Annotated in this window: 25 protein-coding genes and 1 tRNA gene; 15 read left to right on the forward strand and 11 right to left on the reverse strand. The window is 66.7% G+C overall.

The annotated features are described in order from the left end of the window. Positions 1-80: 80 nt before the first annotated feature. The gene (locus KBY97_RS04845; protein WP_255145560.1) at positions 81-1,244 is read left to right on the forward strand and encodes an MFS transporter; all 1,164 of its coding nucleotides are present in this window, start codon (positions 81-83) and stop codon (positions 1,242-1,244) included. On the opposite strand, the gene KBY97_RS04850 is transcribed toward KBY97_RS04845, so the two are convergent. Both KBY97_RS04850 and ychF read right to left on the reverse strand, forming a co-directional pair. Then, on the reverse strand, positions 1,200-1,517 hold the full coding sequence (locus KBY97_RS04850) for a hypothetical protein (protein ID WP_255145561.1): 318 nt from the start codon (positions 1,515-1,517) through the stop codon (positions 1,200-1,202). The two genes, KBY97_RS04845 and KBY97_RS04850, sit on opposite strands and share 45 nt — an antisense overlap. A 119-nt stretch (positions 1,518-1,636) precedes the next feature. Continuing rightward, complete coding sequence (gene ychF / locus KBY97_RS04855; protein WP_255145562.1) at positions 1,637-2,728, reverse strand: redox-regulated ATPase YchF; 1,092 nt, start codon at positions 2,726-2,728, stop codon at positions 1,637-1,639. A gap of 121 nt (positions 2,729-2,849) precedes the next feature. Here ychF and KBY97_RS04860 point away from each other — a divergent pair, with 121 nt between their 5' ends. Continuing rightward, positions 2,850-4,013, forward strand: a complete 1,164-nt coding sequence (locus KBY97_RS04860; protein WP_399217300.1) for an efflux RND transporter periplasmic adaptor subunit — start codon at positions 2,850-2,852, stop codon at positions 4,011-4,013. A 110-nt stretch (positions 4,014-4,123) separates the two neighbouring features. Here the strand turns inward: KBY97_RS04860 and wecB are convergent, their stop codons facing one another. Then, complete coding sequence (wecB, locus tag KBY97_RS04865) at positions 4,124-5,245, reverse strand: non-hydrolyzing UDP-N-acetylglucosamine 2-epimerase (protein ID WP_261356305.1); 1,122 nt, start codon at positions 5,243-5,245, stop codon at positions 4,124-4,126. 139 nt (positions 5,246-5,384) lie between these two features. Here wecB and KBY97_RS04870 point away from each other — a divergent pair, with 139 nt between their 5' ends. Further along, positions 5,385-6,554, forward strand: a complete 1,170-nt coding sequence (locus tag KBY97_RS04870) for a type IV pilus twitching motility protein PilT (RefSeq protein WP_315857142.1) — start codon at positions 5,385-5,387, stop codon at positions 6,552-6,554. Between the two features lie 21 nt (positions 6,555-6,575). On the opposite strand, the gene KBY97_RS04875 is transcribed toward KBY97_RS04870, so the two are convergent. Then, a complete protein-coding gene (locus KBY97_RS04875; protein WP_399217346.1) occupies positions 6,576-6,767 on the reverse strand; it encodes a high light inducible protein in 192 nt (63 codons plus the stop codon). Between the two features lie 86 nt (positions 6,768-6,853). Further along, positions 6,854-7,951 (reverse strand): tRNA (adenosine(37)-N6)-threonylcarbamoyltransferase complex transferase subunit TsaD, encoded by a 1,098-nt coding sequence (tsaD, locus tag KBY97_RS04880; protein ID WP_255145564.1) that lies wholly within the window; start codon positions 7,949-7,951, stop codon positions 6,854-6,856. A gap of 76 nt (positions 7,952-8,027) precedes the next feature. On the opposite strand from tsaD, the gene KBY97_RS04885 reads away from it, so the two are divergent. Together KBY97_RS04885 and psaJ are read left to right on the forward strand one after the other, a co-directional pair. After that, positions 8,028-8,507, forward strand: coding sequence for a Photosystem I reaction center subunit III (locus KBY97_RS04885; protein ID WP_094510284.1), 480 nt, complete (start codon positions 8,028-8,030; stop codon positions 8,505-8,507). Between the two features lie 49 nt (positions 8,508-8,556). Next, on the forward strand, positions 8,557-8,673 hold the full coding sequence (gene psaJ / locus KBY97_RS04890; RefSeq protein ID WP_011935127.1) for a photosystem I reaction center subunit IX: 117 nt from the start codon (positions 8,557-8,559) through the stop codon (positions 8,671-8,673). Between the two features lie 76 nt (positions 8,674-8,749). Here psaJ and gmk read toward each other — a convergent pair whose 3' ends face one another. Further along, positions 8,750-9,322, reverse strand: coding sequence for a guanylate kinase (gmk, locus tag KBY97_RS04895; protein WP_255145722.1), 573 nt, complete (start codon positions 9,320-9,322; stop codon positions 8,750-8,752). Between the two features lie 140 nt (positions 9,323-9,462). Here gmk and KBY97_RS04900 point away from each other — a divergent pair, with 140 nt between their 5' ends. Further along, complete coding sequence (locus KBY97_RS04900; RefSeq protein WP_255145565.1) at positions 9,463-11,175, forward strand: NFACT family protein; 1,713 nt, start codon at positions 9,463-9,465, stop codon at positions 11,173-11,175. Beyond that, the gene (gene tatC / locus KBY97_RS04905) at positions 11,172-11,960 is read left to right on the forward strand and encodes a twin-arginine translocase subunit TatC (RefSeq protein ID WP_255145566.1); all 789 of its coding nucleotides are present in this window, start codon (positions 11,172-11,174) and stop codon (positions 11,958-11,960) included. The genes KBY97_RS04900 and tatC overlap by 4 nt, the downstream gene beginning before the upstream one ends. An 8-nt stretch (positions 11,961-11,968) precedes the next feature. Here the strand turns inward: tatC and KBY97_RS04910 are convergent, their stop codons facing one another. Next, positions 11,969-12,337, reverse strand: a complete 369-nt coding sequence (locus tag KBY97_RS04910) for a DUF3067 family protein (RefSeq protein ID WP_399217303.1) — start codon at positions 12,335-12,337, stop codon at positions 11,969-11,971. Between the two features lie 131 nt (positions 12,338-12,468). Between KBY97_RS04910 and petC the strand changes: the two genes are divergently transcribed. The 4 genes from petC (at position 12,469) to cobM (ending at position 15,830) form a co-directional block, all read left to right on the forward strand. Then, positions 12,469-13,005: a cytochrome b6-f complex iron-sulfur subunit gene (gene petC / locus KBY97_RS04915; RefSeq protein ID WP_255145567.1), complete on the forward strand. Its 537-nt coding sequence runs from the start codon at positions 12,469-12,471 to the stop codon at positions 13,003-13,005. Between the two features lie 44 nt (positions 13,006-13,049). Further along, positions 13,050-13,982 (forward strand): cytochrome f, encoded by a 933-nt coding sequence (gene petA, locus KBY97_RS04920; protein WP_255145568.1) that lies wholly within the window; start codon positions 13,050-13,052, stop codon positions 13,980-13,982. 85 nt (positions 13,983-14,067) lie between these two features. After that, positions 14,068-14,931 carry a prolipoprotein diacylglyceryl transferase gene (lgt, locus tag KBY97_RS04925; RefSeq protein ID WP_255145724.1) on the forward strand — a complete coding sequence of 288 codons (864 nt, stop codon included), beginning with the start codon at positions 14,068-14,070 and terminating at the stop codon, positions 14,929-14,931. Continuing rightward, positions 14,931-15,830, forward strand: a complete 900-nt coding sequence (gene cobM, locus KBY97_RS04930; protein WP_399217348.1) for a precorrin-4 C(11)-methyltransferase — start codon at positions 14,931-14,933, stop codon at positions 15,828-15,830. Before lgt ends, cobM begins: the two co-directional genes overlap by 1 nt. Here the strand turns inward: cobM and KBY97_RS04935 are convergent. Both KBY97_RS04935 and KBY97_RS04940 read right to left on the reverse strand, forming a co-directional pair. Next, on the reverse strand, positions 15,773-17,221 hold the full coding sequence (locus KBY97_RS04935) for an FAD-dependent oxidoreductase (protein WP_255145569.1): 1,449 nt from the start codon (positions 17,219-17,221) through the stop codon (positions 15,773-15,775). The two genes, cobM and KBY97_RS04935, sit on opposite strands and share 58 nt — an antisense overlap. A 79-nt stretch (positions 17,222-17,300) precedes the next feature. Then, a complete protein-coding gene (locus KBY97_RS04940; RefSeq protein WP_255145570.1) occupies positions 17,301-18,188 on the reverse strand; it encodes a DMT family transporter in 888 nt (295 codons plus the stop codon). Positions 18,189-18,262: 74 nt separating this feature from the next. On the opposite strand from KBY97_RS04940, the gene KBY97_RS04945 reads away from it, so the two are divergent. The 4 genes from KBY97_RS04945 (at position 18,263) to KBY97_RS04960 (ending at position 23,676) form a co-directional block, all read left to right on the forward strand. Then, a tRNA-Val gene (locus KBY97_RS04945) sits at positions 18,263-18,334 on the forward strand. A gap of 519 nt (positions 18,335-18,853) precedes the next feature. Continuing rightward, the gene (locus KBY97_RS04950; RefSeq protein WP_255145571.1) at positions 18,854-19,549 is read left to right on the forward strand and encodes a peptidylprolyl isomerase; all 696 of its coding nucleotides are present in this window, start codon (positions 18,854-18,856) and stop codon (positions 19,547-19,549) included. Further along, positions 19,546-22,497, forward strand: a complete 2,952-nt coding sequence (locus KBY97_RS04955) for a peptidase domain-containing ABC transporter (RefSeq protein WP_255145572.1) — start codon at positions 19,546-19,548, stop codon at positions 22,495-22,497. Before KBY97_RS04950 ends, KBY97_RS04955 begins: the two co-directional genes overlap by 4 nt. Before the next feature lie 243 nt (positions 22,498-22,740). Continuing rightward, positions 22,741-23,676 carry an HlyD family efflux transporter periplasmic adaptor subunit gene (locus KBY97_RS04960; RefSeq protein WP_255145573.1) on the forward strand — a complete coding sequence of 312 codons (936 nt, stop codon included), beginning with the start codon at positions 22,741-22,743 and terminating at the stop codon, positions 23,674-23,676. 4 nt (positions 23,677-23,680) lie between these two features. Here KBY97_RS04960 and KBY97_RS04965 read toward each other — a convergent pair whose 3' ends face one another. Continuing rightward, positions 23,681-24,100 carry a tellurite resistance TerB family protein gene (locus KBY97_RS04965; RefSeq protein ID WP_255145574.1) on the reverse strand — a complete coding sequence of 140 codons (420 nt, stop codon included), beginning with the start codon at positions 24,098-24,100 and terminating at the stop codon, positions 23,681-23,683. Positions 24,101-24,282: 182 nt separating this feature from the next. Then, positions 24,283-25,983, reverse strand: coding sequence for a Ppx/GppA phosphatase family protein (locus tag KBY97_RS04970; protein ID WP_399217307.1), 1,701 nt, complete (start codon positions 25,981-25,983; stop codon positions 24,283-24,285).

Here is a 25,983-nt window from a genome sequence, read left to right on the forward strand (position 1 = left end):
GTTTGATACGACGTCGCGCAGGGGCAAGCGGCCTCGGCTGGTTCCTCCAGTTTCCCGCGCCCTTGCGGCAATTGTGTTGGATGCGGCTGCTGAGCAGTCTCGGCGGCGGCGGTGTGATTTATCTCACAGCCGTGGTGTTCCACAACGCCGGTTTCTCCGCCACTGCGGTCGGTCAGGGCCTGGCGGCAGCTGCCCTGGCCGGCACCGCCGGCCGGTGGCTCTGCGGCTGGTGGCTCGACCGAGGCCGCTCCTGCAACGGGCCGATCGTGCTGGCCGCCTTGATCTCGGTGCTGGCCGACGCGCGCCTGTTCACTGCCACCAGCTTTCCGGCCTACGTGAGCGGCCAGATGCTGATCGGGTTGGCCCTCGGGCTCTACTGGCCTGCGATCGAAGTGGCCGTGACCCAAAGCTGCGCGCCTCTGCCCTCCAGCCGCGCCTTCGCGCTCGTGCGCACCGCCGACGCCCTCGGCATCGCCACCGGCGTGCTGCTGGGCTCTGGGCTGGCGGCCTGGGGCCAGTTGCGGGGCATCTTTCTGCTCGACATCGCCTGCATGGTCGTGTTGCTGAGCCTGCTGCTGCGCCGGCCGCTGCCGCCGGCTCCGGCCCGCAGTGCCGGCGTGCGACTCGATTCCTGGCAGGGGTGGGTACGGCCCCTGCTGCCGCTGATGGCGATGACGGTGCTGTGCACCGGCATGGTGGCGCTGCTGCAAAGCGCCCTGCCGCTGGATCTGGTGCGTGGCGGCCTGGCGCGCCCCCCTATGCCGGAGAGCACCGGCGCCCTGCTGCTGGCGCTGCAGCTGGGGCTGCTGCTGGCCCTGCAGTGGCCGCTGGGGCGCTGGTTGTCGGAGCGATCGGTGGCCTTCGGGCTCGGCCTGAGTCTGCTGGCCTTCGCGCTCGGCAGCTTCCTGCTGGCCTTCTCCAGCCTGGGCTGGCACAGCCTCACGGTGCTGCTGCTGGCCCAGCTGCCGCTGGCCGCGGCCGTGGCCGCCTTTCTGCCCACCGCCACTGAGGCCGTGGTGGAGATCACGCCCCTCGCCCATCAGGGCATGGCCATGGCGCTGTTCTCGCAATGTTTTGCGGTGAGTGCCTTCGTGGCACCGCAGGTGGCGGGTCTGTTCCTCGACCAGCAGCGGCACGGAGCAGGCCTGTGGCTGGCGATGGCGGCGCTCTGCCTGCTGGGCCTCACCCTGGTGCGGCCCTTAGCCCGCGTCCACCCCCACGCCAGTGCTTCCGGCGGCCTCTGACGCTTCGGCCGGGGCGGGCCTGGAAATCCAGCCCTGCTGCTCATGGGGCAGGGGCTCGGTGCCGTACTCCCAATCGTCGTAGTCGGGGTCGTTGCGGATGCGCTGGTGCAGTTCCTTCTGGATCTCGAAGTTGTGGGGGCCAGCGGCAGATCCATCACTGCCCTCAGGGGCCGGTGTGGTGCCACTGGCGGCGTTGGCCACCGGCGGCTGGGCAGCAGGCTGGTTGCTGGCCGCCGCCGCGCTGCCAGCAGAGGACTCCTGGGAGGGGTTCATCAGGGTTTGCCTCGTAGGGGCCCATTCTCGCCGAAGGTCGGCGGCGCTTCTGGCACCGCAGCACCAAACAGAAAGGAGAGGATCAACGCTCTACGAGCGCTTCAGCGCCTGCAGCCGCCTCAGACGTTGAACAGGAATTCCATCACGTCGCCTTCGGCCACCACGTAGTCCTTGCCCTCGCTGCGCAGCCAGCCGCGGTTGCGCGCTTCCGAGAGGGAGCCCGCTTCGATCAGCTGCTCGTAGGCCACGGTCTGGGCACGGATGAAACCCCGTTCGAAGTCGGTGTGGATCACACCGGCGGCCTGGGGCGCGGTCATGCCGGCGGTGATCGTCCAGGCCCGCGTTTCCTTCTCGCCAGTGGTGAAGTAAGTGCGCAGGCCCAGCAGCTGATACGTGGCCCGGATCAGGCTCTGCAGCCCGCCCTCACTGACCCCGAGCCCATCGAGGTAATCGGCCCGTTCGGCCTCGCCGAGCTCCACCAGTTCCGCCTCCACCTGCGCGGAAATCCGCACAACCTCCGCGCCTTCGCGCTGGGCGAGGGCCGCCACGGCCTCGCTGTGGCCATTGCCTGCGGCCAGGTCGTCTTCCGACACATTGGTGGCGTAGATGATCGGCTTGAGGGTGAGCAGGCCGAGGGGGCGGAGGGTCTCGCGTTCGTCGTCGCTGAGGGCAACCCCGCGGGCGGGCGCACCGGCTTCCAGCGCCACCGCGATCCGGCCCAGCACCTCGTCTTCTGCCTGGGCGTCCTTGCTGGTGCGGGCCTGTTTCTTGAGGCGCTCGCGCCGCTTCTCCACCTGGGCCAGATCAGCGAGAGCCAGCTCCAGGTTGATGATCTCGGCGTCCTGGGCGGGGTCCACCTGCCCAGCCACGTGGATCACGTCGTCGTCCTCGAAGCAGCGCACCACATGCACGATCGCGTCCACTTCGCGGATGTTGGCGAGGAACTTGTTGCCGAGCCCCTCACCCTGGCTGGCGCCCTTCACCAGGCCGGCGATGTCGACGAACTCGACACGCGTGGGCACGATCTCGCGGGAGCTGGACACATCTGAGAGCATGTTCAGCCGTCCGTCGGGCACCGCCACGGAGCCCACGTTCGGCTCAATCGTGCAGAACGGAAAATTGGCGGCCTGGGCCTGGGCGTTGGCCACCAGGGCGTTGAAGAGGGTGGATTTGCCCACGTTGGGCAGCCCCACGATTCCGGCTTTGAGCATGGGGCGAAATCTAAACGGCGCCCCCCGGGCCTCCCATGGCCACGTTTTCCGCCGCGACCATCAAGACTGGTGACAGCGACTGCTGACCGTCATTCCCCGCTCCGCCCTTCGCCCCGCGCCGGTGCTGACACCGCCCCAGGAACAGTCCGTTCCAGCCACCCCTCGCCGGCCCAGCCCCAAAAAGCGGCGCTGGCCCCTCTGGGCAGGGGTGGCGGTGGCGGTGATCGTGATCGGTGGTGTGGCCTTCTGGCAGCGTCAGCGCGCCTCCACCCAGCGGCAGCAATCGCTGGCCACTTTCGTGGTGAAGGCTGAGCGCGGCAGCCTACCGGGCATCGTCACCGCCAGCGGCGAGCTGGAGGCGGCCCGCAGCGTGAACGTGAGCCCGAAGCGGGGGGGGGTGCTCGCCGATCTGTTTGTGGATGAGGGCGATCTCGTGCGGGCCGGTGAACCGATCGCCCTGATGGACAGCGGCGACCTGCGCGACCGGGAAAATGAACTGCTGGCCCAGGAACGTCAGGCGGCTGCCGAGTACGCCCGCAGCCGCTCAGAGTTTGAGCGCCGCCAGAAGTTGTTTCAGCAGGGGGCGATCAGCCAGGACGACATCGTCACCTTCCGTACCCGCATGCTCACCAGCAAGGCGGCGCTTGATGCAGCGCGCCAACGCAACGCCCAGCGGGATGTGGAACGCGCCGAGCTCACGATCCGCGCTCCCTTCGATGGCGTGATCACCCAGCGATTCGCCGACCCCGGCGCTTTTGTCACCCCCACCACGTCAGCCTCCGCCAGTGCGGGTGCCTCCAGCTCGTCGGTGGTGGAGCTTGCCAACGGCCTGGAGGCGGTGGCGAAGGTGCCGGAAAGCGACATTGGCCGCATTCGCCTCGGCCAGGCCGCCAGCGTGCGGGTGGATGCCTTCCCGGACCGCCGCTTCACTGCCCGCGTGCGCCAGATCGCTCCCCGGGCGGTGAAGACCAACAACGTCACGTCCTTCGACGTGAAGTTGCTGTTCACCGATCCCATCAGCGACCTGCGCATCGGCATGACCGCCGACATCGACTTCCAGGCCGGCACCCTGCCGGCCCAGACCCTGGTGCCCACCGTGGCGGTGGTCACCGAGGAAGGACGGCCCGGGGTGCTGCTGGTGGGCAAGGACAACCAGCCCACCTTTCAGCCGGTGACGCTTGGCTCCAGCAGCGGCCGTAACACCCAGATCCTCTCCGGCCTTGAGCCGGGTACCCGGGTGTTTATCGATCTCCCCCCCTGGGCGAAGCAGCGGCCGGGCAGCTGAACACCTGTCCGATCACTCAGGTCAGCTCAGGTCAGATCAGACCAGCTGTCAGATCAGATCAGATCAGATCAGATCAGATCAGATCAGGTCAGATCAGCTCAGCTGTCAGCTCAGCGTCGTTCTGCCAGGAAGGCACGGCACGCCGCCACGATCCTGCCGCTCGCCTGCCCGTCCCCGAAGGGGTTGTGGGCCAGGGCCATGGCGGCATAGGCCGCGGGGTCGTTGAGCAGGCGACCGGCTTCTGCGGCGATTGCTGCGGCATCGGTGCCGATCAGGCGGGCCGTGCCGGCAGACACCGCTTCAGGCCGTTCCGTGGTGCGCCGCAGCACCAGGACCGGCTTGCCCAGGGCCGGGGCCTCTTCCTGCAGGCCGCCGGAGTCGGTGAGCAGGAGCGTGCAGCCGCGGATCGCCCCCACCAGCTCGTTGTAGTCGAGCGGTTCGGTGAGAAAGGCCCGCGGGTGATCGCCCAGCATCTGCTGCAGCGGTTCCCGCACGGTGGGGTTGCGGTGCAGTGGCAGCAGCAAAGCAGTGTCGGGATACTGCTCCAGCAGCCGCAGAAAGCCGTCGCCGATCGCGCGCAGGCGCTCTCCCCAGTTCTCCCGCCGGTGCACGGTGGCCAGGATCACCCGCTGCTGGTTCCAGTCGAGGCCAGGCCGTTGCAGCAGGGGCGCCCGCTCTGCCATCAACAGCAGCGCGTCGATCACGGTGTTGCCCGTGACCAGCACCTGGCCCACCACGCCGGCGCCGCGCAGATTCGCCTCTGACACCGAGGTGGGGGCGAAATGCAACTGGCCGATCTGGGAGATCAGCCGGCGGTTGGCTTCCTCAGGGAAGGGATCGAGCAGGTTGTCGGTGCGCAGACCGGCTTCCACGTGGCCCACTGGGATCTGCTGGTAGAAGGCCGCCAGGGCGGAAGCGAAGGCGGTGGTGGTGTCGCCCTGGACGAGCACCAGATCCGGCCGGTGTTCGGTGAAGTCCTGCTCCAGGCCCGTCAGGGCGGCGCAGGTCACGTGGGTGAGGGTCTGGCGGGGCGTCATCAGGGCCAGGTCACGGTCAGCGGTGAGGCTGAACAGCTCCATCACCTGCGCCACCATTTCCCGGTGCTGGCCGGTGAGCACCACCCGGGTGCGGAAGCCTTCGGCCTGTTGGAAGGCATGGATCACCGGCGCCAGCTTGATCGCTTCAGGCCTGGTGCCCAGCACGATGCTGACGAGCGGAGCAGTGGTGATCAAGGAGCCCATGCGGGGATGGCGATCCTAAGGAGGGCCCGCGACGCAGTCCCTTCGGACCCGTTTGCATCGCGAGCAGATCGCGGAGGGAGAATCAATAGAGCGCTTTCCCGCCAAAATGGCGGCAATGTTGACCAGCCCCATGACCAGCTCCCTGTTTCCCCCCAGCCCGGCACCTGCACCCAATCCCCTGCCCGCTGCCTTAGGTGGGGTCGATCCGGCCCCGGCGCCCCCGCAGCCATCAGGGGCCACGCCCCGCTCGCTGGCGGAGGTGGTACGTGTGGCCTTTGAGGCCAAGTGTTCGGACGTGCACCTCGGTGTGGGCGAGGAGCCGCGGCTGCGCTTTCGGGGCGACATGCAGATGACCGGTTGGCCGATCATCACGAACCAACAGTTCTCAGGCTGGCTCGATGAAATCCTATCCCCGGAGGATCGCCAGAGGTTTGCGAAAGATAAGGAATACGACGGCTCCCATGCCTTCAGCTTTGTAAGGGTGCGCATCAACCTGTTCGAATCGCTGCTGGGGCCAGCGATGGTGCTGCGGCTCATCCCCTATGAGGTCCCAACGCTGGAATCCCTCGACTTCCCTGAGGTGTTCAAGAAACTTCTCAAGTACACCAAGGGCCTGATCTTGATGACAGGGCCCACAGGCTGCGGCAAATCCACCACCTTGGCCGCAATGATCAACTGGATGAATTCAACCCAGTCGAAGCATATCCTCGCCATCGAGGATCCGGTTGAGTTCGTGCACACCAGTAAATCCTGTCTTGTGCGCCAGCGGGAGATCGGCCATCACACCAAGATGTTCTCCACGGCTCTGCGGGCAGCGTTGCGAGAGGATCCTGATGTGCTGCTGATCGGTGAAATCCGCGACCAGGAAACCCTCTCCACGGCCTTGGAGGCTGCCCAGACCGGCCACTTGGTCTTCGGCACGTTGCACACCAACTCCGCAGTCAAAACAGTGGAGCGGATGCTGGGGATGTTTCCGTCCGAAGAGCAGAAGTCCATCCGCACCAACGTGGCCGAATCCTTGCTGGCTGTGATCTCGCAGGGGCTGCTCAAATCCACCGATGGTGGCCGCATCGCCTACCACGACATCTTCATCAACACCGATGCCTGCCGTGACTATCTCTTGCGGGGTGAATTCGACGAAGTGGAGGAAATCATGAAACGCAGTTCGTTTGAAGGCATGAAAACCCTCAACCAGTCACTGGTCGAACTGGTGGTTGCAGGCAAGGTGAGCCCAGAAGATGCGATGGCCGTGAGCCTCAAGCGTGGTGAGCTTTCCCAGGCGCTGCGAGGCCGCGAATAGGCCGGAGCCGCCGGCGAAACATCAGTGGGCCCTGGCCAGACGGAGCAGCAACAGGGTGGCGATGCCCAGGGAGAGCCCCAGCATGGCAAGGCGGCCGTTCCAGATCTCGGCTTGAGGGGTGAAGCCGCGGCGCCAGGCGTTCAGCTCTTCCGGCGCCACTTCTACGGGCTGGCCGGCAGCCAGGCCCTCCGCATCGGAAGGTGCGGGCGCCAGGGCGTCGTTCTGCAGCACTGCATTCTCTGTGGTGTCAGCTGAAGCCATCCACCCCCTTCACGACGGGTCTGGCCACCATAAAGGCATCAAAAGGAGGGCTGCTGCTCGTAGAGCGTTTCGCTCTGCTGCAGCGGCAGGCGTGCCGCCACCCCCAGGGCCGTGCTGCTGCTTGATCCCGCGGCAAGCCGCTGGGCCGCAGCCACGCCGATCATGGCGGCGTTGTCAGTGCAGTAGGCAAGCGGCGCGCGGCGCCAGTGCAGCCCCAGCGCGCCGCAACGCTCCTCCAGCCGCTGCCGCAGTCGTTGATTGGCTGCCACTCCACCCACCAGCACCAGCGTGCCGAGCCCCTCGTCGCGGGCGCAGCGGCAACTGCGCTCCACCAGCACATCGACCACAGCCTGCTCGAAGCTGGCGGCCACATCGGCCAGATCCTGCGCCGCCAATTCAGCGGTGGAAGCTGGATCCGCCGGCCCCGCGGCACCGGTGCCGGCGCGCAGCGATTGCACCAGGCGCAGCACGGCCGTCTTCAGGCCGCTGAAGCTGAAGTCGTAGGGGTGATAGCCCCCTTCCGGCCTCGACACGCGGCCCTTCGGCAGCGGGAAGCGCAGGGGATTCCCCAGCGCTCCGGCCGCCTGGATCGCTGGGCCGCCGGGATACCCCAGCCCCAGCAGTCGCGCCACCTTGTCGAAGGCCTCGCCGGCCGCGTCGTCGTGGCTGCGGCCCAGCCGCCGGTAGTGGCCGGCGCCATCGACCCGGACCAGCTCGGTGTGGCCGCCGCTCACCAGCAGCACCAGGAACGGACCCGCCGGTAGGGGCTCTCCCAGGTGCACCGAACAGAGATGGCCTTCGAGGTGGTGCACCGCCACGAAGGGGCGATCGTGCAGCCTTGCCAGCGTTCGGGCGGTGACCGAACCCACCAGCAGGGCTCCCACCAGGCCCGGCGCCACGGTGGCGGCGATGCCGTCGAGGTCTGCGAAGCCAAGGCCGGATTCGGCCATCACGCTGGCGATCAGCTGGGGCAGAGCCTCCACGTGGCGCCGCGAGGCGATTTCGGGCACCACACCTCCCCAGCGGGCGTGTTCGGCGATCTGCGAAGCCACGGCACTGGCGAGTACCTGCTCGCCGCGCACCACGGCCGCCGCTGACTCGTCACAACTTGTTTCGACGGCCAGAACGGTGTTCAAGTGCCTCCATGGCCTCCCTTACTCTCCGCAAGTGACATCCTGCCCGCTGGCAGGCCTTTCCCCGGATCCGGATACGATGCGCCGCCTTTTCGCCGTTCTGATTTCCGCCCTGCTGATCTTCGGCTTCGCCCCTGTGGCCCATGCCGATGTGGCCGGGCTCACCCCCTGCTCCGAAAGCCCCCGCTTTCAGCAGCGCGCCGCCGCCGCTGCCACTCCGCAGGCGAAAGCCCGCTTCGAGATGTACAGCCAGGCCGTGTGCGGCACCGATGGTCTGCCCCACCTGATCGTTGATGGTCGCTGGAGCCATGCCGGTGACTTCATGATTCCGGGCATCGCTTTCCTCTACATCGCCGGTTGCATCGGCTGGGCTGGTCGCGTCTACCTGCAGGCCATCCGTGGCAGCAAGGACGCCACCATGCGCGAGATCCAGATCGATGTGCCCCTGGCTCTGAAGAGCACCATCGCCGCGGCCACCTGGCCTCTGGCGGCCTTCAGCGAATTCACCAGCGGCAAGCTGCTGGAATCCGATTCCAAGGTCACCGTTTCACCGCGCTGACCTTCGTTCAGCTGCCCCCATTCCCCTGTTCTCCACTTGGAGTGCGTTCATGAAAAAATTCCTTACCACCGCCCCTGTTTTCGCCGCGATCTGGTTCACCGTCACTGCCGGAATCATGATCGAATTCAACCGCTTCTTTCCTGATCTTCTGTTCCATCCCCTTTGATCAGCAGGCTTCCATCCGGAGCCTCTGAACGTCTCAAGCGGCCACCAGGCCGCTTTTTTTGGCTTCAGCGGCTGATTCAACTGCCGTCCAGCCGCAGCAGGGCTTCCAGTTCGCCGATGGCGGTCTCCAGGTCGGCGTTCACCACCACGGCGTCGAATTCAGCGGCGGCGGCCAGTTCTTCCCGGGCCCGCCGCAGCCGCCGTTCGATCGCGCTGTCGTCGTCGGTGCCGCGGCTGCGGATGCGCCGTTCCAGCTCCTCCAGCGATGGGGGTTCGATGAACACCTGGAACCCCTGCGGGAAGCTGCGCCGCACCTGGCGGGCACCCTCCAGTTCGATTTCCAGCAGCACCGGCTGTCCCAAGGCCAGATGTTCGCTGACGGGCGCCCGTGGCGTGCCGTAGAGATTGCCGGCGAATTCGGCCCACTCCAGCAGCCCGGCGGCGGCCACCTGCTGCTCGAACTGCTCCCGGCTCATAAAGAAGTAGTGCTCCCCTTCCTGTTCCCCGCTGCGGGGCGCGCGCGTGGTGGCGGACACCGACAGCCAGATCTGCGGATGGCGCTGGCGCAGCGCAGCCACGAGCGTGCCTTTGCCTACTCCGCTGGGCCCGGTGATCACTGTGAGCCGCCCCGGGCCGGCCGCCGCTGCCATTCCTGCCGTCTGTTCTGCTGCTGCTGCTGCTGCCCTTGCCACTGCCGTTACCTCCGCCATCGGGCGATCGCACGTGAGCCAGCAGAGTAAGGGGCTTGTCTGTCGGCGCCGCTCCCTTGACCTCCCGGACGCTCCAACCCATGGACGTCACCACCTTGCGGGCGGTGCTTGCCGAGTTGCGGCCCCAGCTGCTGCCGAGCCGCTTCGAGAAGGCCCAGCAGCCCAGCGCCCACAGCCTCCAGCTCGGGTTTCGCGCCCTCGATGGTCGCCATTGGCTGGAGCTGAGCTGGTGGGCGGATGCGCCACGCCTGCTGCCGATCGACCCTCCGGCCAGGCGCGGTGAGGGCAGCACCCTGGCCCAGCAGCTGCAGCACGGTTTGGGCGGCCTGGCGCTGGTAGCGATTGATCAGCACGGTTGGGAGCGGGTGGTGGAGCTGGGCTTTGCCCCCCGCCCCGGTGAAGCGATCTGCCGCTCGCTGGTGGTGGAGCTGATGGGCCGCCACAGCAACCTCTTCCTGCTCGATGGCCAGCGGCGCGTGGTGGCCCTCGGCCGGCAGGTGAAGCCGCACGAATCCAGGCTGCGGCCGATTGCCAGCGGTGACACCTACAGCCCGCCGCCGCCCCTGCAGGCCGATCCCCCCGATGCCGGCGAAACGCCGGCGCACTGGCGCCGCCGCCTGCAGCTCCTGCCCCTGCCGCTCGGCAAGGCGTTGCTGCGGAGCTACCAGGGCATCAGCCCAGCCCTGGCCCTGCAGTTGGCCGGCGATCACCCCGACAGATCCGCAGCGCTGCTGAAACTGCCGGTTGAAGAGCTGAGCGACGCGCAATGGAGCGCCCTCTGGGCGGCCTGGCAGCAGTGGCTCGGCGACCTGGCGGAGGACCGTTTTGGCTTCGCCACCGGTGGAGCCACCGCCTACCGCTGCTGGGGCACCGAGCTGGCCGGCGCGGTGGGGCGCCCCCTGGCGCAGCTCTATGACGAGCAGCTCACGGCCCAGTCGTTCCAGCTGCGGCATGATCAACTTCGGCGGCGCCTGATCGCCGCCCGTGATCGCCAGAGCGCTCAGCGGGACGAGCAGCAGGCGTTGTTGGAGCAGGCGGCCGGCTGCGACCAGTTGCGGAGACAGGCGGATGCCCTGCTCTGCCTGGCCGATCCCAGCCGCGACCAGGTGGCTGAGGCGCAGGCGCTCTACAAGAAGGCGCGCCGGTTGCAGCGTTCCTCCGCCGTGATCACCACGCTGCTGGAGCGCCACGACCAGCAGCTGGAGCGCATCGAAGCCAGCCTGGCCTTCCTTGAGCTGCACCGGCCCGAGCGGCCCACCCCCAACGCCCTGCGCGGGGCGCTGGAGGATCTCGCTGCCCTCGAAGATGATGTGGAGGAACTGCTCACCCTCAGCGGCCGTGAGCGGGACGGGGGCCGGCGCAAGGCCCGCGTGCGGCGGCAGGCCGTGCCTTGCCAGCCACTGGAGTTCCTCACTGCCACAGGGCTGCGTGTGCAGGTGGGCCGCAACCACCGCCAGAACGAATGGATCAGCCTGCGTCAGGCGCGCCGCGGCGATCTCTGGTTCCATGCCCAGGAATGCCCAGGCAGCCACGTGATGCTCAAGAGCTCGGAGGCTCCCGCCACTGACGCGGACCTGCAGGCGGCGGCCGATCTGGCCGCCCGCTTCAGTCGCGCCCGCGGCAATGCCCGCGTGCCGGTGGTGATGGTGCCCAGCGACCATTTGCAGCGCATTGCCGGGGCCGGACCGGGCACCGTGCGCCACCGGGGCGGCGAGGTGCTGTGGGGCGACCCCGGCCGCGGCGCCACCCTGTGCGGTCACTCCTTAGGCTCAGCTCCAGCGCCCGGGCCATGAGCGAACCTCCCCTCCCCGCACCTCCCCCACCCATCCGAGTGCCACAGGCGGACGAGTTCCCCGCTGAGGTGGAGATGAGCCTCGTGGACCATCTCGAGGAGCTGCGGCGGCGGGTGCTGCGCAGTCTGCTGGCGGTGGTGGTGGCGGCTGGTGGGTGTCTGCTGCTGGTCAAGCCGCTCGTCCGCCTGCTGGAGATGCCTGCTGTGGGCATGCGCTTCCTGCAGCTTGCCCCAGGCGAATTCCTGTTCGTGTCCATCAAGGTGGCCGGCTACGCCGGCCTCACGCTGGCTCTGCCCTACGTGCTCTACGAGGGGCTGGGCTTTGTGTTGCCGGGGCTCACGCGCCGGGAGCGGCGTCTGGTGGCTCCTGCCGTGGCGGGCTCCGCCGTGTTGTTCGCCGCTGGGCTCACCTTCGCCTGGTGGGCACTGGTGCCGGCGGCGCTGCGGTTCCTGGTGAGCTATGGCGCCGATGTGGTGGAGCCGATCTGGTCGATCGAGCGCTACCTCGATTTCGTGCTGCTGCTGATGGTGGCCACCGGACTGGCCTTTCAGCTGCCGGTGCTGCAGCTGCTGCTGGGTGCCTTCGGCCTGATCCGCTCCGCCGCCATGCTGAAGGCGTGGCGCTGGGTGGTGCTGGTGGCGGCCCTGGCCGGCGCTGTGCTCACCCCCTCCACCGACCCCGTCACGATGCTGCTGCTCACCGGCTCGATCACGGCCCTGTTCCTGGTGGGCGTGGCCCTGGTGGCCCTCACCGAACGGTTCCGGCCTGCCGCCAGCGGCGCCTGAGGCCAGGCTCAGAGCAGGAATTCACTGCTGCGCCCGCCTTCAGCCGGCTCCAGGGTGAGGCTCATCGCCCGGCCGAGACGGGGCTTGTCGCGGGTGGTGGCGAGCCACTGACGCACCTGATCGGCCACCCCGAGGCCGTTCAGCAGCTCGATCAGCTCCTGCAGCTTGGCCTCATAGCCCTCGGCATCGAGTGGAAACGACTGCTGCTCCAGGTAGGCCCACATCACCTGCAGATAGAGGCGGCCGCGCCGCTGCACCAGCTGGAGGTCGTAGGAGGCATGCCAGCGCTGACGCAGCACCTGCAGCACTTCATCGAGCTGAAGGGGGGCGCAGCGGCCGCTGAAGCCGGGCTCGGCAGCCGGATCAGGCAGGGACACGGCGGCGAAAGAGAGAAACTCCACAACAGCATGTTGCGCCGCAGGCGCAAGCCGGCGCCTGGCAAAACGTGACGGCCAGGGCAACGTCCATAATGGGCGCCTCGTTGCTTCGGCACCCAGGAACGTTCCGTATGACCCAGATCCCAGTGAGCGATGTGCCCGGAATGGGCCGTCGTCAGTTCATGAATCTGCTGACTTTCGGCTCCGTCACTGGTGTCGCCCTGGGTGCTCTCTACCCCGTTGCCCGCTATTTCATTCCCCCACGGCCCGCAGGCGGTGGCGGCGGCACCACCGCCAAGGATGAACTGGGCAACACCGTCACCGCCACGGGCTGGCTCAGCACGCACAAGGAGGGTGATCGCAGCCTCGTGCAAGGTCTGAAAGGGGATCCCACCTATCTGCTGGTGGAAGGATCCGACGCCATCGGCAGCTACGGCATCAACGCCATCTGCACCCACCTGGGTTGCGTGGTGCCATGGAACAGTGGTGCCAACAAATTCGTCTGCCCTTGCCACGGCAGCCAGTACGACCCCACCGGCAAGGTGGTGCGTGGTCCTGCCCCGTTGTCGCTGGCCCTGGCCAACGTCTCCATTGAGAACGACACCGTTTTCCTGAGCACATGGACCGACACCGATTTCCGCACCGGTGAAAAGCCCTGGTGGGCCTGATCGTCCGACCGTCCATCTCCTCCTGTCGCCCGTCCGCCCACCCCATGCGCCGCACCCTTTCCCTGCTGCTCTCCACCGTCCTGGCCACGGCCGCCCTCTTCATGGCGCCGGCTGCCTCCTGGGCTTACCCCTTCTGGGCCCAGCAGAACTACGAGAGCCCCCGCGAAGCCACCGGCAAGCTCGTCTGCGCCAACTGCCACCTCGCCAAGCTGCCCACCCAGGTGGAAGTGCCCCAGGCCGTGATGCCTGACACCGTGTTCAAGGCGGTGGTGAAAATCCCCTACGACACCAGCGTTCAGCAGGTGGCCGCCGATGGCAGCCGCACGGGCCTCAACGTGGGTGCGGTGCTGATGCTCCCCAATGGCTTCACCCTTGCTCCGGCCGATCGCCTCAGCGACGAGCTGAAAGAGGAAACCGCCGGGGTCTACGTCACCCAGTACAGCGACGCCAACCCCAACATCCTGTTGGTGGGTCCCCTGCCGGGTGATCAGCACCAGGAGATCGTCTTCCCGATCCTCTCGCCCGATCCCGCCACCGACAGCGCCATCCACTTCGGCAAGTATTCGGTGCACGTGGGCGGCAACCGCGGACGCGGCCAGGTTTACCCCACCGGTGAGAAGAGCAACAATGGTGTCTTCACTGCCCCTGCGGCTGGCACCGTGAGTGCCATCACCGCCGGTGAGAACGGTGCCAGCGTGGTGGAGATCCTGGCCGCCGATGGCAGCACCGTGAGTGAAACCATTCCCGCTGGACCTGCCCTGGCTGTGGCTGTCGGCGATGCCGTGGTGCTCAACGGCCCCCTCTCGGTTGATCCGAATGTGGGCGGTTTCGGTCAGTTGGATGCTGAGATCGTGCTGCAGAACCCCGTGCGCATCTACGGGATGCTTGCCTTCTTCGCCGCCGTCGCTCTCGCCCAGATCATGCTGGTGCTGAAGAAGAAGCAGGTGGAGAAAGTCCAGGCTGTCGAAGGCGTCTGAGGCTCTGCCCCCATCTCTCTGAGGCTCTGCCCCAACTACTGAGCCGTTTCTTTTGGCGCTTTTTCCCCCAGCCCTGCCGGCGGCGATGTTCACCTCACCGGGGCCCCTGCTGTTTCAGCTGGGGCCTTTCTCCCTGCGGTGGTATGGCCTCCTGATCGCCATTGCGGTGCTCCTCGGCCTGATGCTCTCCACCCGGCTGGGCCGGCGGCGCGGCATTGAGCCGGCCATGATTGCCGACCTGCTGCCGATCCTGGTGCTGGCCGCCGTGCTCGGCGCCCGCCTCTATTACGTGGCCCTGGAGTGGCGCCAATATCAGCTCAACTGGTTGGATGCCCTGGCCATCTGGCAGGGGGGCATCGCCATTCACGGTGCCTTGATCGCTGGCTCGTTGGCGGTGGTGGTGTATTGCCGCTGGCGCAAGATTTCCTTCTGGAATCTGCTTGATGTGCTTGTGCCCTCGGTGGCTCTGGGCCAGGCGATTGGCCGTTGGGGCAACTTTTTTAACTCCGAAGCCTTCGGCTTGCCCACTGATCTCCCCTGGCGGCTGTTCATTCCGGCGGTGAACCGGCCGGCCAGCTTCATCGATGAGCAGTTCTTTCACCCCACCTTTCTCTACGAATCGCTTTGGAACCTCGCGGTGGTGGCGCTGCTCCTCACTGTGTTCCAGCTGGGCTCGCGCGGCCGCATCCTGCTGCCTGCCGGGGCGCTCAGCTGCATCTACCTGATCAGCTATAGCCTCGGCCGCTTCTGGATCGAAGGATTGCGTCTCGATCCGCTCTGCCTGTTCTCGGTCCCCCCGTTCTGCGAGGGCGGCCTGCGCATGGCCCAGCTGATGAGCCTGCTGCTGATCGTGGCCGGATCGATCGGTCTGATCTGTTTTTATCGCGCTGCCCGCCGCCTTCAGAGCGAGCCCATGCCCCGCGATTCTTCCCCGGGAACCAACCCTTGATCGCCTCCTCCAATCAGCCTGAAACCACCCCACCGCCTCCGCCTGAGCCGGCGGTGGTCACGATCGTGGGGGCGGGGCCCGGTGCTCCCGATCTGCTCACCCTGCGGGCGGCCCGCGCCATCGAAGCGGCCGAAGTGCTCGTTTGGACCGATTCCCTGGTGTCGCCCCAGATCGCGGCCCTGGCTCCGGCAACTGCCGAGCGGATCCGCACCAGCACCCTCACCCTTGAGCAGGTGCTGGAGGTGCTGATCGAGCGGGCCCGCGCCGGCAAACGGGTGGTGCGCCTGCACGATGGTGACCCCTGCCTCTACGGGGCGCTGGCGGAGCAGGTGAGCCGGCTCTCCGAAGCGGGCTTGGAGGTGGAGGTGGTGCCAGGCCTCAGCGCCTATCAGGCCACCGCGGCAGCGCTGCAGGCTGAGCTCACCATCCCTGGCCTGGTGCAGACAATTGTGCTCAGCCGGGCCTCCGGACGCACCGGCGTGCCGGAGAAGGAATCCCTGGAGCGCCTGGCGGCCCTGGGGGCTTCCCTCTGTCTGTATCTCAGCGCCCGCCATGTGGAGGAGGTGCAACAGGTGCTGCTGCAGCATTACCCCGCCGATACCCCGGTGGCGATCGGCTACCGGGTCAGCTGGCCCGACCAATGGATCACCGTGGTGCCCCTGAGCCAGATGGCGGAAACGAGCCGCCAGCGCCAGCTGATCCGCACCACCCTTTATGTGATCAGCCCTGCCCTCAACGCCCCCCAGCAGGCCCGCTCCCACCTGTATTCCTCCGCCCACAGCCACCTGTTCCGCCCCGGTGGGACGGGGACACTCGCCGCTGCGAAGGGGCTGCCTGTCGATCAGGCCGCCAGCGACTGCGGGCAGCTGGCTGAAGCCTCCCCCGTGTCCTTGCCGTAAAGCTCGGCCTCGAAACGGTCACGCTCGAAACGGCAGCCACTGCGCGCCACGATCGCCTCGAGGTCCAACGCTGCCACCCCCAGGCAGCACGTGCCTCCCGGTGAGGGCGTCACGTTGAACACGAGCCCAGGCCCGGCTTCGATCCTCACCTCCCCGAGCATCAGTTTGCGGGCCTGCTTATCGATCAGCTGGGGGCGCACCCCTCCATAGCCTTCGGCGAAGCTCAGATCGTTGAGGCTCATGCCGGGAACGATCTTGCGGACATCGCGCAGAAACAGCTGCCGCCGCAGCCAGGGCACCTCAAACAGCAGGTTGCGCACGATGTAGGCGCGGATATCGCTGTTGCCGAGCAGCTGCCACAGCACCGCCAGCACGGCCAGATCGAGCCTGAGCACTTCGAGGAATTCAAAGAATGAGCTGAGCCGGTAGCGCTCAAGCATGGGCAGCAGCAGGGCGGTGGGGCCAAAGCGCGTCTGGCCTGGAGCCCCCACATCGGGATCGCCATGCAGCGCCGCGAAGGGCAGCTTGTCGTTCTGCACCGTGTACACCTTGCCGTTCAATCGCTCAGGCGTGAAGTAGAAGCTGCCGGCCACCGGCAGACAGGAATAGCGCAGCCCATGGCCCATGCGCTGGGCCATCAGCAGGCTGTGGGCGCCTGCGTTCACCACCACATGTCGCGCCCGCCAGAGCTGGCGACCTGCGGCATTGCTCTGCGTCTCCACCAGAAACGTGTCGCCCGCCGGGGTGATCGTTTCCACGCGGGTGCCGAGGGCCAGATCAATGCTGCGCTTGCTTCCCGCCACAGCAGCCTGGGCCTGGCGCACAAACGCGGCGGAGAGGGCTTCGTAGTCGACGGCGGTGGTGGCCTCGCGGATGCCGATCGCCACCAGTTCCTCACTGCGTGGCAGGCCATTCACCAGAGCCACGGCTGGCTCCCAGGCGGCGATGTCCTCTTTCTCCAGCAGCTGCATCGCTGGAAAGTGAGGCGAGAAAATCTCGAAGCGCTTGCGCAGGCTGGCGCACTCCCGTTCGCCCACTCCCAACACCATCTTCGGGGTGCGGAACAGGCAGCGATCCCGATCCTCGTCCTCCAGCAGGTCGCCGAAGCGCACGACCATCTCGGCGGTGCGCTTCACCCGCAGCGCCTTCTCCAGGGTGTAGTTGGTCTCGATGTCGCCGCAGTGGATCGTCTGGCTGTTGCTGGTGGCCTTTGAGTTCACCTGGGCCAGCTGTCCGTAGCGCTCAATCAGCGCCAGCCGCGGCAGGTCGGTGTAGCGGGCGAGCTCAAACAGCAGCGCAGTGCCGCAGACACCGCCCCCCACCACCAGCACATCCACCTCCTGTGAAGCCGAGGCAGGTGGCGACGCGCGCAGGGGGGAGTCAGGGGTCACGCGGCAGCGGCGAAACAGAGGGTGCACAGGCCATGTTCGCTGATCCGGTGCCGGTCAGTGAGGCCGCTGGCAGACCGCTTCATCGGGCCGCAAAGAGCACGACGATGGCACCGGCGAGCATCACCGCGGCGGCGGGCAGCCGCAGCGCGCCCCGCGGTTCACCCAGCAGCGTGACGCCTGCCGTGGCACTCATCAATGTGCTCAGGCGCTTGATGGCGATCACATGCACCACGGCGGTCTGGCGCAGCGCCTCCATCTGGCAGACCATGCCCACGGCGCCGGCCAGGCCGCAGAGCAGCACCAGCAGCAGTACCCCCTGAGGCGTCGCCCCCGGGGCCGGTAGGGCGGTGCTTCCGCCTTGACTGGTGAGTTCTGGGGCTAGCAGCGGCATGGCCACCACCAGGTTGAACAGCACCACCCAGGTGAGCGAGCCGCCGGCGCTCACCCCCACTTTGTCGAAGGCGGCGCCAAGGCCCCACAGCACCGCCACCACGAGCATCGAGCGTGCCCCCGGACTGCTCAGCAGGGGAAGGCCGCCGCCGGTGCCGCGGCCCAGCAGCAGCGCCCCCAGCACCAGCAGCGCCACGCCCGTAAACGCCGCCGGCGCTGGCCGCTCCCCCAGCAGCCACCAGCCACTGAACAGCAGCACCAGCGGTGAGAGGTTGATCAGCGGCAGCACCAGGCTGAGGTCGCCGCGGGCGAGGGCGCGCCCGTAGGCCCAGAAGGCCAGGGCGTTCACCAGTCCCCCGGCGGCCAGGGCCAGCAGGAGGCGGCTGCCATCGCTGGGTGCGCCGGCGCCGGCCAGCAGCAGCCACGGCAGGGTCAGTGCGGCACTGACCAGGCAGCTGAGGCCCATCACCCGCGCCGCTGTCCAGCCGCTGCGTTGCAGCAGGCGGCGGATGGCCAGGTCGCGGCCGCTTTCGCAGCAGGCCGTGAGCAGGGCCAGGGCGGGCCAGGGGAGCAGCAAAGGGAGCTTGGTGGTGGAAGGAGGTGGCCGGGTGGGTTGGGTGGTGCCGCCCGTGTTTTAAGATCCAGGGGTGCGGGCGATTAGCACAGCGGTAGCGCACTTCCTTCACACGGAAGGGGTCACTGGTTCGAGTCCAGTATCGCCCATCAACTTTTTGCTCCTTGGCCTCACCTTGCGTGCCAAGGTTTGATGTCAAAGCGAGTAAAACTCGCGCCGTTGGTCTCGATCTGCCTGCTTGATCTGCCTGTCCAATGGGCCAGTAAAAGTTTGCTTTGTGCTCCCGTCAGTGTTATCAATTTGGCGCAGATATTAGTCATGGCGGGTGCATTTATTGTGCCGTTCCTTTTTGATCGACAGAAAGATGTTGTCCTCAGCGGGGGCGGCCTGGTTTGAGTTGTCGTCAGCAGCACAGGCCGCTGAATCTCAGCTCCAATGCTTAAGAACAGTTAAACGCGGTGTCCTGGTGACTCGGTTTACTTCAAAAAATCCACCCTCTGCTACCTTCTGCGCAGGAGCCCAAGGCAAGATCACCTTTCATGCTCTCCAGTGCCAGTGATCTCGCTGCAGCCCGAAGTCCCTCACCTGAGTTGTCCGGAGTGACCACGGGCTTCTCCGGAGCTTCTAATGGCTTACCTGTGATCACCACAGGGTCGATTCTGGAGCCGTTGACGCCCTCCCTCCGTTCAAGCCTGGCGCGCCATGGTCTGCTGCTGCCGCTGCTGCGCCAGACCGTGATCGCTGCAGCGGTGGAGAGCATTGAGCTCAGCAGTGAAGAGCAGCAACAAGCTCTCCGCGAGTGGTGTGGGCGTCATGGGCTGCGCTCCGCAGAAGCGCTGCAGGCCCACCTGGCGATCCATGCCCTCAGTGAAGCTGATGCCGCCTGGCAGGCCGAATTGCCCCTCCGCATCGAGAAGCACTGCGAGATCCACTTCAGCCATCGGGCGGAGCAGCGTTTTCTGGCTCGCAAAGGGGAGCTGGATCAGGTGGTTTACAGCCTGTTGCGGGTGGAGGATCCCGCCCTGGCCCGGGAGCTCTATCTGCGCATCGCGGAGGGTGAAACCGATTTCGCCGCTTTGGCGGCCATTTTTGCCTTGGGCCCGGAGCGCTCCACCCGGGGTGTGGTGGGCCCCCTGCCGCTGCTGCAGGCCCACCCACGCCTGGCCCAGGCCCTGCGCACCTCCCGCCCGGGGCAGTTGCTGCCACCACTGAACATCGAGCAGTGGTGGCTGGTGGTGCGTCTGGAGCAGCTGCACCCCGCCAGCTTCGACGACGCCATGCGTCAGCGCATGGCCCGGGAGCTCTTCGATGCCTGGGTTGAAGAAGACGTCGCTCAACAGCTCTCCGGCCGCGCCACCCCATGACCCAGGCCATCCCCACATCGCTGGCGGTGCTGCTAAAGGCGGCTCCCTTCCAGCTCCTGTCGCCGGCGGCACGGGCGCGCCTGCTGGAGGCGGCCAGCCTGCAGCGCTTCGAACTCGGCCAGACCCTCAGCAGCGCCGATGCGATTGGCCAATGGGTGTTGCTGGTGGTCGAAGGCGAAGCCCGCCTGCTCGGCGAGCATGATGGCCGACCGTTCACGCTGGAGCGGTTGGGCAGCGGCCAGCTGATCGGGCTGGCGTCCCTGCTCCGCGCCCAGGGCTGTGAGCAGGTCAGTGCGGCCACCCCAATGGTGGTGGCGGCGATTCCTGATGCCGTCATGCTTGAGCTGGTGCTGCAGGAAGAGCCCTTTCGCCGCTGGTGCGCAGAGCACCTCTGGACGGCTGAACTGCACGCCCTGCTGCAGCACAGCGATGCGAGCGATCCTTCCGCCGGTGCCTTCGATCCCGCGCTCTGGCGGCAGCGGCTCGAACGGTTGCGGTCCCTGTCCCGCGGCATGTCCCCTGGCGTCGGCGATCCCAGGGCCCGGCTGGAGTCGGGCGAACGGCTGGTCGTGGGCAGCGCCAATGTGGCTGGCTTTGAACTGGGCGATCCCCTGCGCGATGGACCGCTGCCCCAGCCCCGGCCGCCCCTGCCGCTGCGGCTGATCGCCCTGGATCACGCGGCCGATGGGCATGCGGCTGCGGAAGCGTCCGGCACCGGCGAGGCCAGCGGCAGCGAGGTGGCAACGGCAGCGGGCCAATCCCCCCTGCCCACCAGCCTCGACCTCGGCCAGGTCATGCCGTCGCGCGGCATGGCGCTGGTACGGGCCCGCGGCCAGATGGAGGAAACCCTGGCCTGCTTCCAGATGCTGGCCAAGCTGCTGGAACTGCCCTACCGGCGGGATGCGATCGAGAAGGTGCTGCGGGATCGCTTGCGGCGTGGCCAGGCCCCCGACCTGCAGCTGGTCGGCCAGATCGCCTCGATGCTTGGCCTGCTCGTCACCGGCGCCCGGGTCCAGACGGCCTCTGCCACCCGGCTGATCACCCCGTGCCTCGTGGCATGGAAGGACAGCTTTGCGATCGTGACCTCCAGCAACGCCAGCGGCCTGCAGCTGGCGTCTCCCGCCGAGGGCTGGGTGAGCCTCACCCCCGCCGAGCTCACGGAGATCTATCCCGAAGGGCTGGAGCTGCTGTTGCTGGAGCGCAGCACCAGCACGCCGGATCAGACGTTCGGGCCGGGCTGGTTCTGGCCGGCCCTGCGCCGCTACCGCGGCATGTTGATGCAGGTGCTGCTGGCCTCGTTTGTGGTCCAGCTGTTCAGCCTGGCCAATCCCCTGCTGATCCAGGTGATCATCGACAAGGTGATTGCCCAGCGCAGCCTCGACACGCTGCAGATCCTGGGCATGGCCCTGGTGGTGGTCACCCTGATGGAAGGGGTGATCGGCAGCCTGCGCACCTTTCTGTTCACCGATACCACCAATCGCATCGATCTCCGGCTTGGCGCTGAGGTGATCGACCACCTGTTGCGCCTGCCGCTGGGCTATTTCGACAAGCGGCCGGTGGGGGAACTCGGCACCCGGATTGCCGAGCTGGAGAAGATCCGCAACTTCCTCACCGGCCAGGCGTTGATCACCCTCCTCGATGCAGCCTTCTCGGTGATTTACATCATCGTGATGGCATTTTATAGCTGGCTGCTCACGATCATCGCCCTGGCGGTGCTGCCGATTCAGATCGCCATCACCCTGCTGGGCGCACCGCTGTTCCGCCGCCAATACCGCCAATCGGCCGAAGAGAATGCCCGCACCCAGAGCCACCTTGTGGAGGTGCTCACTGGCATTCAGACGGTGAAGGCCCAGAACGTGGAGATGGTGAGCCGTTGGAAATGGCAGGACCTCTACGCCAGGTACATCTCGCGTACCTTCGAGAAAACAATCACCGGCACGGCGCTCAATGAAAGCAGCCAGGTGCTGCAGAAGCTCTCTCAGTTGCTGGTGCTCTGGGTGGGTGCCTCGCTGGTGCTGCAGGGCGAGCTCACGCTCGGCCAGTTGATCGCCTTTCGCATCATCAGCGGTTACGTCACCCAGCCGCTGCTGCGGCTCTCCAGCATCTGGCAGAACATCCAGGAGCTGCGGGTGTCGTTCGAGCGGCTGGCCGATGTGGTGGACACCCCGGAGGAATCCAGCAGCGCCGATCGCGCCAACATCCCCCTGCCTCCGATCGAAGGGGATGTGGTGTTCGAGAACGTGTCCTTCCAGTTCAATCCCGGCACCCCTGAGGTGCTCAGCCATATCGATCTGCATGTGCCACCGGGCACCTTTGTTGGGGTGGTGGGCCAGAGCGGCAGTGGCAAGAGCACGTTGATGAAGCTCCTGCCCCGGCTCTACGCCCCCAGCCAGGGCCGAATTCTGGTCGACAGGTATGACATCGACAAGGTGGAGTTGTATTCCCTGCGCCGCCAGATTGGCATCGTGCCTCAAGATCCACTGCTCTTCTCCGGCACGATCAGCGAAAACATCAGCCTCACCAATCCCGATGCTTCCAGTGATTCGATTGTCTCTGCCGCGCGTATCGCCGTGGCCCACGATTTCATCATGGAGCTTCCTTCCGGCTACAGCACGGCGGTGGGGGAACGGGGCGCCTCCCTCTCCGGCGGTCAGCGGCAGCGCATCGCCATCGCCCGCACCTTGCTGAGCAACCCAAAACTGCTGGTGATGGATGAAGCCACCAGTGCCCTCGATTACGACACCGAGCGCCGTGTGTGCGACAACTTGCGCGAGACGATGCAGGAATGCACCGTGTTCTTCATCACCCACCGCCTCACCACCATCCGCCGCGCCGACATGATCGTGATGATGCACGACGGGGCCATCGTTGAAACGGGCACCCACGACGAGCTCATGCAATTGAAGGGCCGCTATTACGCCCTCTACCGCCAGCAGGAGGCCAATTGAATGGCACCCCCCACACCGCCAAGGATTCCCTCTCCCTCCGATCTGTTCCGTCAGGCCCAGAACCGCATCGATCAGTCATTCCACTCCGACAGTGAGGACGTGGTGCTGCAGCAGTCGCGTGTCTGGGCGCGTGCCATCACCTGGACCTTGATCGGTGTCACAGCGTTTGCCTTCGGCTGGCTGGCCCTGGCGCAGACGGAGGAAATCGTGACCGCTCCCGGCAAGTTGGAGCCCCTGGGAGAGGTGAAGGACATCCAGATGCCCGTGGGCGGTGTGGTGGATGAGGTGCTGGTGAAAAATGGTGAGCAGGTGGAGAAAGGCCAGGTGTTGCTGCGCCTCGACACGGAAGCCACCCTGGATCGGCGCCAGAGCCTGCAGAAAACCATCGTCTACAAGCAGCAGCAGCTCGCACTCAAGCAAGACGAGCTGGATCGCTACCTCGATGTGAATGACACCAACCAGCGGGTGTTGCGCCAGAGCCTTGCATTGGAGAAGGAGGTGCTCAAGCGACTGTCTGTTCTCAATGAACAGGGCGCTACCGCTGAGCTGCAATATCTTCAGCAGCGCAACAAGGTTCAGGAAGTGGAAGGCAGGCTTGAAGAAACATCCATGGATCGTTTTCGCCAGAAGGCCATTTTGCAGCAGGGCGTGCGCCAGTTGCAGAGCGAACTTGCCGATTTACGCAGTCAGAGCACGGAGTTGAACGTCAACATCCGCTACCAGGAGATCCGTGCCCCTGAAGCCGGCATTGTGTTCGAGCTCAAGGCACGAGCGCGTGGGTTCGTGGCTCAAACGAGTGAACCGGTAATGAAGATTGTTCCCTTTGACAAACTGGAAGCCCGGGTGGAAGTGCCCAGCACCGACATCGGTTTTGTGACGGTGGGCAAGCTCGCCGACATCAGCATCGACTCCTTTCCAGCCACCGACTTCGGCGTGCTGCAAGGGCGAGTTCGGCGCATCGGCTCCGACGCCCTGCCACCGGATCAGCTCAAGCAGTTCTATCGAATCCCAGTGGATATCAGCCTCAACTCTCAGCAACTGCAACTCAAGAGCGGCCAAAGCCTGCCGCTGCAGGTCGGCATGTCGTTAACCACCAACATCAAGTTGCGCAAAGTGACTTACCTCCAGCTGCTGCTCGGAGACTTCAAGGACAAAGCCACGGCTCTGCGGCGCCTCTGAGGCCTCAGGCCAGCACCGGTTTGCCCACCAGGCTGGCGTGCAGCAGGTCCATCACCGCAAGGATCTGGTCGTGCTGATCGGGGGAGATGCTGAGCTGGCTGGCCAGATCCGCCAGGATGCGTTGCTCCTCAGCCACCAGCTCCCCGTCGGAGCGCATGATCTCGGCGGCCGCGGTGAAGGCGGTAAGCCGTTGCTGCGGATCAAGCACGGCCGAGGCGTGCTCCATCAGCTGGCGAGAGCCTTCCTGGCGCAGCTGGGCGAGCAGGCGGTCGAACAGCTCGATCATCTCCCCGTCCGACATGTGGCGGAAAGGTTCGCGGTAGTCGAGGGCATGGCGCAGGGCGCGCGAGCCGGCCTTGGTGAGCACCCCATCCCAGGACACAGCCGCCAGCGCCACGGCCACAAAGGCGGTGGGTGAATCCATCGTGTCCATCGCGTTCATTGCGTCCTTGGCAGGGGTCTTGCAGGGATCTGTGCCTTTGCCTTCAGCGGAGCGATCGCGTTGACCGAAGCCAACGCCATTGCCGCTACTCAGGCAAGACTGCCTCTGTCATGGCGTCCGGCGCGGGCCTTTGGTGTGAGCTTCGCTACCAAGGGCGACCAAGCTCAGGATTCCACCACAAGCCGCAGACCGGCGGCTTCCGCCAGCGGCTCCCGGCAGGCCGCCAGGCTCCAGCGCTCCAGGCTGAGATCCTGCGCCGGATCGGCGGAGATCAAGCCGATGCGCAGTTCGCCGCCGCGGCAGCGGATGCGCAGGTCTTCCACGGCCGGCACCGGCCGCCGATCGAGCGATGTGGCCAGCCGCAGCAGCAGCGCCATCGCGTTGACCGTGCGCCTCTGCTCGCGGCCGGGAATCTGCAGCCAGGCCTCGTGGCGCTTCTTCGGCAAGCTCTTGCGGTGATAGCGAGCGATCGCCGCCACCATCAGCTGCTCGCTTTCGGAATAGCCCAGCAGGTCGCAGTGGCGGATCAGGTACCAGCTGTGCTTGTGATACGCGCTGATGTTGATGTGCTGGCCGCAGCTGTGCAGCAGGGCGGCGGCCCAGAGCAGGGCCCGGCCTTCGCCACCATCGTTGTGCAGGACGCCGCGTGTTTTGTCATAGAGCAGCAGGGCCTGTTTGGCCACATGCTCGGCGCGACGCTGGTCGACCCGGTAGCGCCGGGCCAGGTCGAGCACGGTGCGCTGCCGGATGCCGCTCTGATAGGCGAAGCGATCCACGATCAGGTCGTGGCGCAGCATCCAATCGACGATCAGGCCTTCGCGCAGGGCCCGCTCGCTGATCACCAGCTCCCGCACCTGCAGCATCGCCATCGCCTGCTGCAGCACCAGGGCCCCCGGCACGATGATCTCTGCCCGGCGTTCATTGATCGGCGGCAGCGCCTTGCGTTGCTCCAGCGTCAGGGTTGCCAGCTGGTTCACCTGGGCGTCGATGCGCTCGCGGCTCACCCGGTAGCCCTGCAGCCGCGTCGGCGGCCGTTCCTCGTTGGCGGCACAGAGTGCCGCCAACGCCAGGGCCGTGCCGCTCGTGGCCACCATCACCGGCTGCTCCCCCCGCCGCAGCCGCCGCTTCACCCGCTCCACCGCCGGCTCCAGCGACCCCTGGATGAAGGCCCGCAGAAAGCTGAGCCGCTCCGGTGACACCGGATCCTGGGTGACGAAATCCCGTTGCAGCCGCACCGCACCCAGCCGCGTGCTGGTGAGCTCCCTGGCATCGCGGCCGTCGGCCAGGATCAGCTCCGTCGATCCCCCGCCGATGTCGAGGATGAGGTGGGGTTCATCGCCGAAGGCCATGCCCGAGAGCACGCCCAGGTAGATCAGCCGGGCTTCCTCCGGGCCGCTCACCAGCTCGACATCAAGACCGAGCTGCTCCTGCACCGCCTGCACGAACTGTCGCCCGTTGGGGGCCTCCCGCACGGCGCTGGTGGCGGCGGTGAGGATCTGCTCCACCCCGTGGCTGGTGGCGAGCTCGCGGCAGTGGCGCAGGGCCAGGAACGCCCGCTCGATCGCCGCCGTGCTGAGGTCGCCCGATTCCGGATCACGCTCGCCCAGGCGTGTGGTGGATTTCTCCGCCTGCACCACGCGGAAGGTGCGCAGCACCGGATCGACGGCGGCGATCAGCAGGTGGATGGAATTGGTGCCGATGTCGATGGCCGCCACGTGGCGCAGGCCAGACGCCTCCTGGCGCAGCGTGGCTGCCTCTGCAAGGGGCCCAGGGCCGGCCGGCTGAGCTGGAGCCAAAGCCTCAGCGGTGGCAGGCGTTGAGGCGCTCAGCGTCGCCGCTGCGGGGGAAGGATCGGAACGGGCCAT

Source organism: Synechococcus sp. ATX 2A4, from assembly GCF_024346375.1.
Classification (GTDB): domain Bacteria; phylum Cyanobacteriota; class Cyanobacteriia; order PCC-6307; family Cyanobiaceae; genus MW101C3.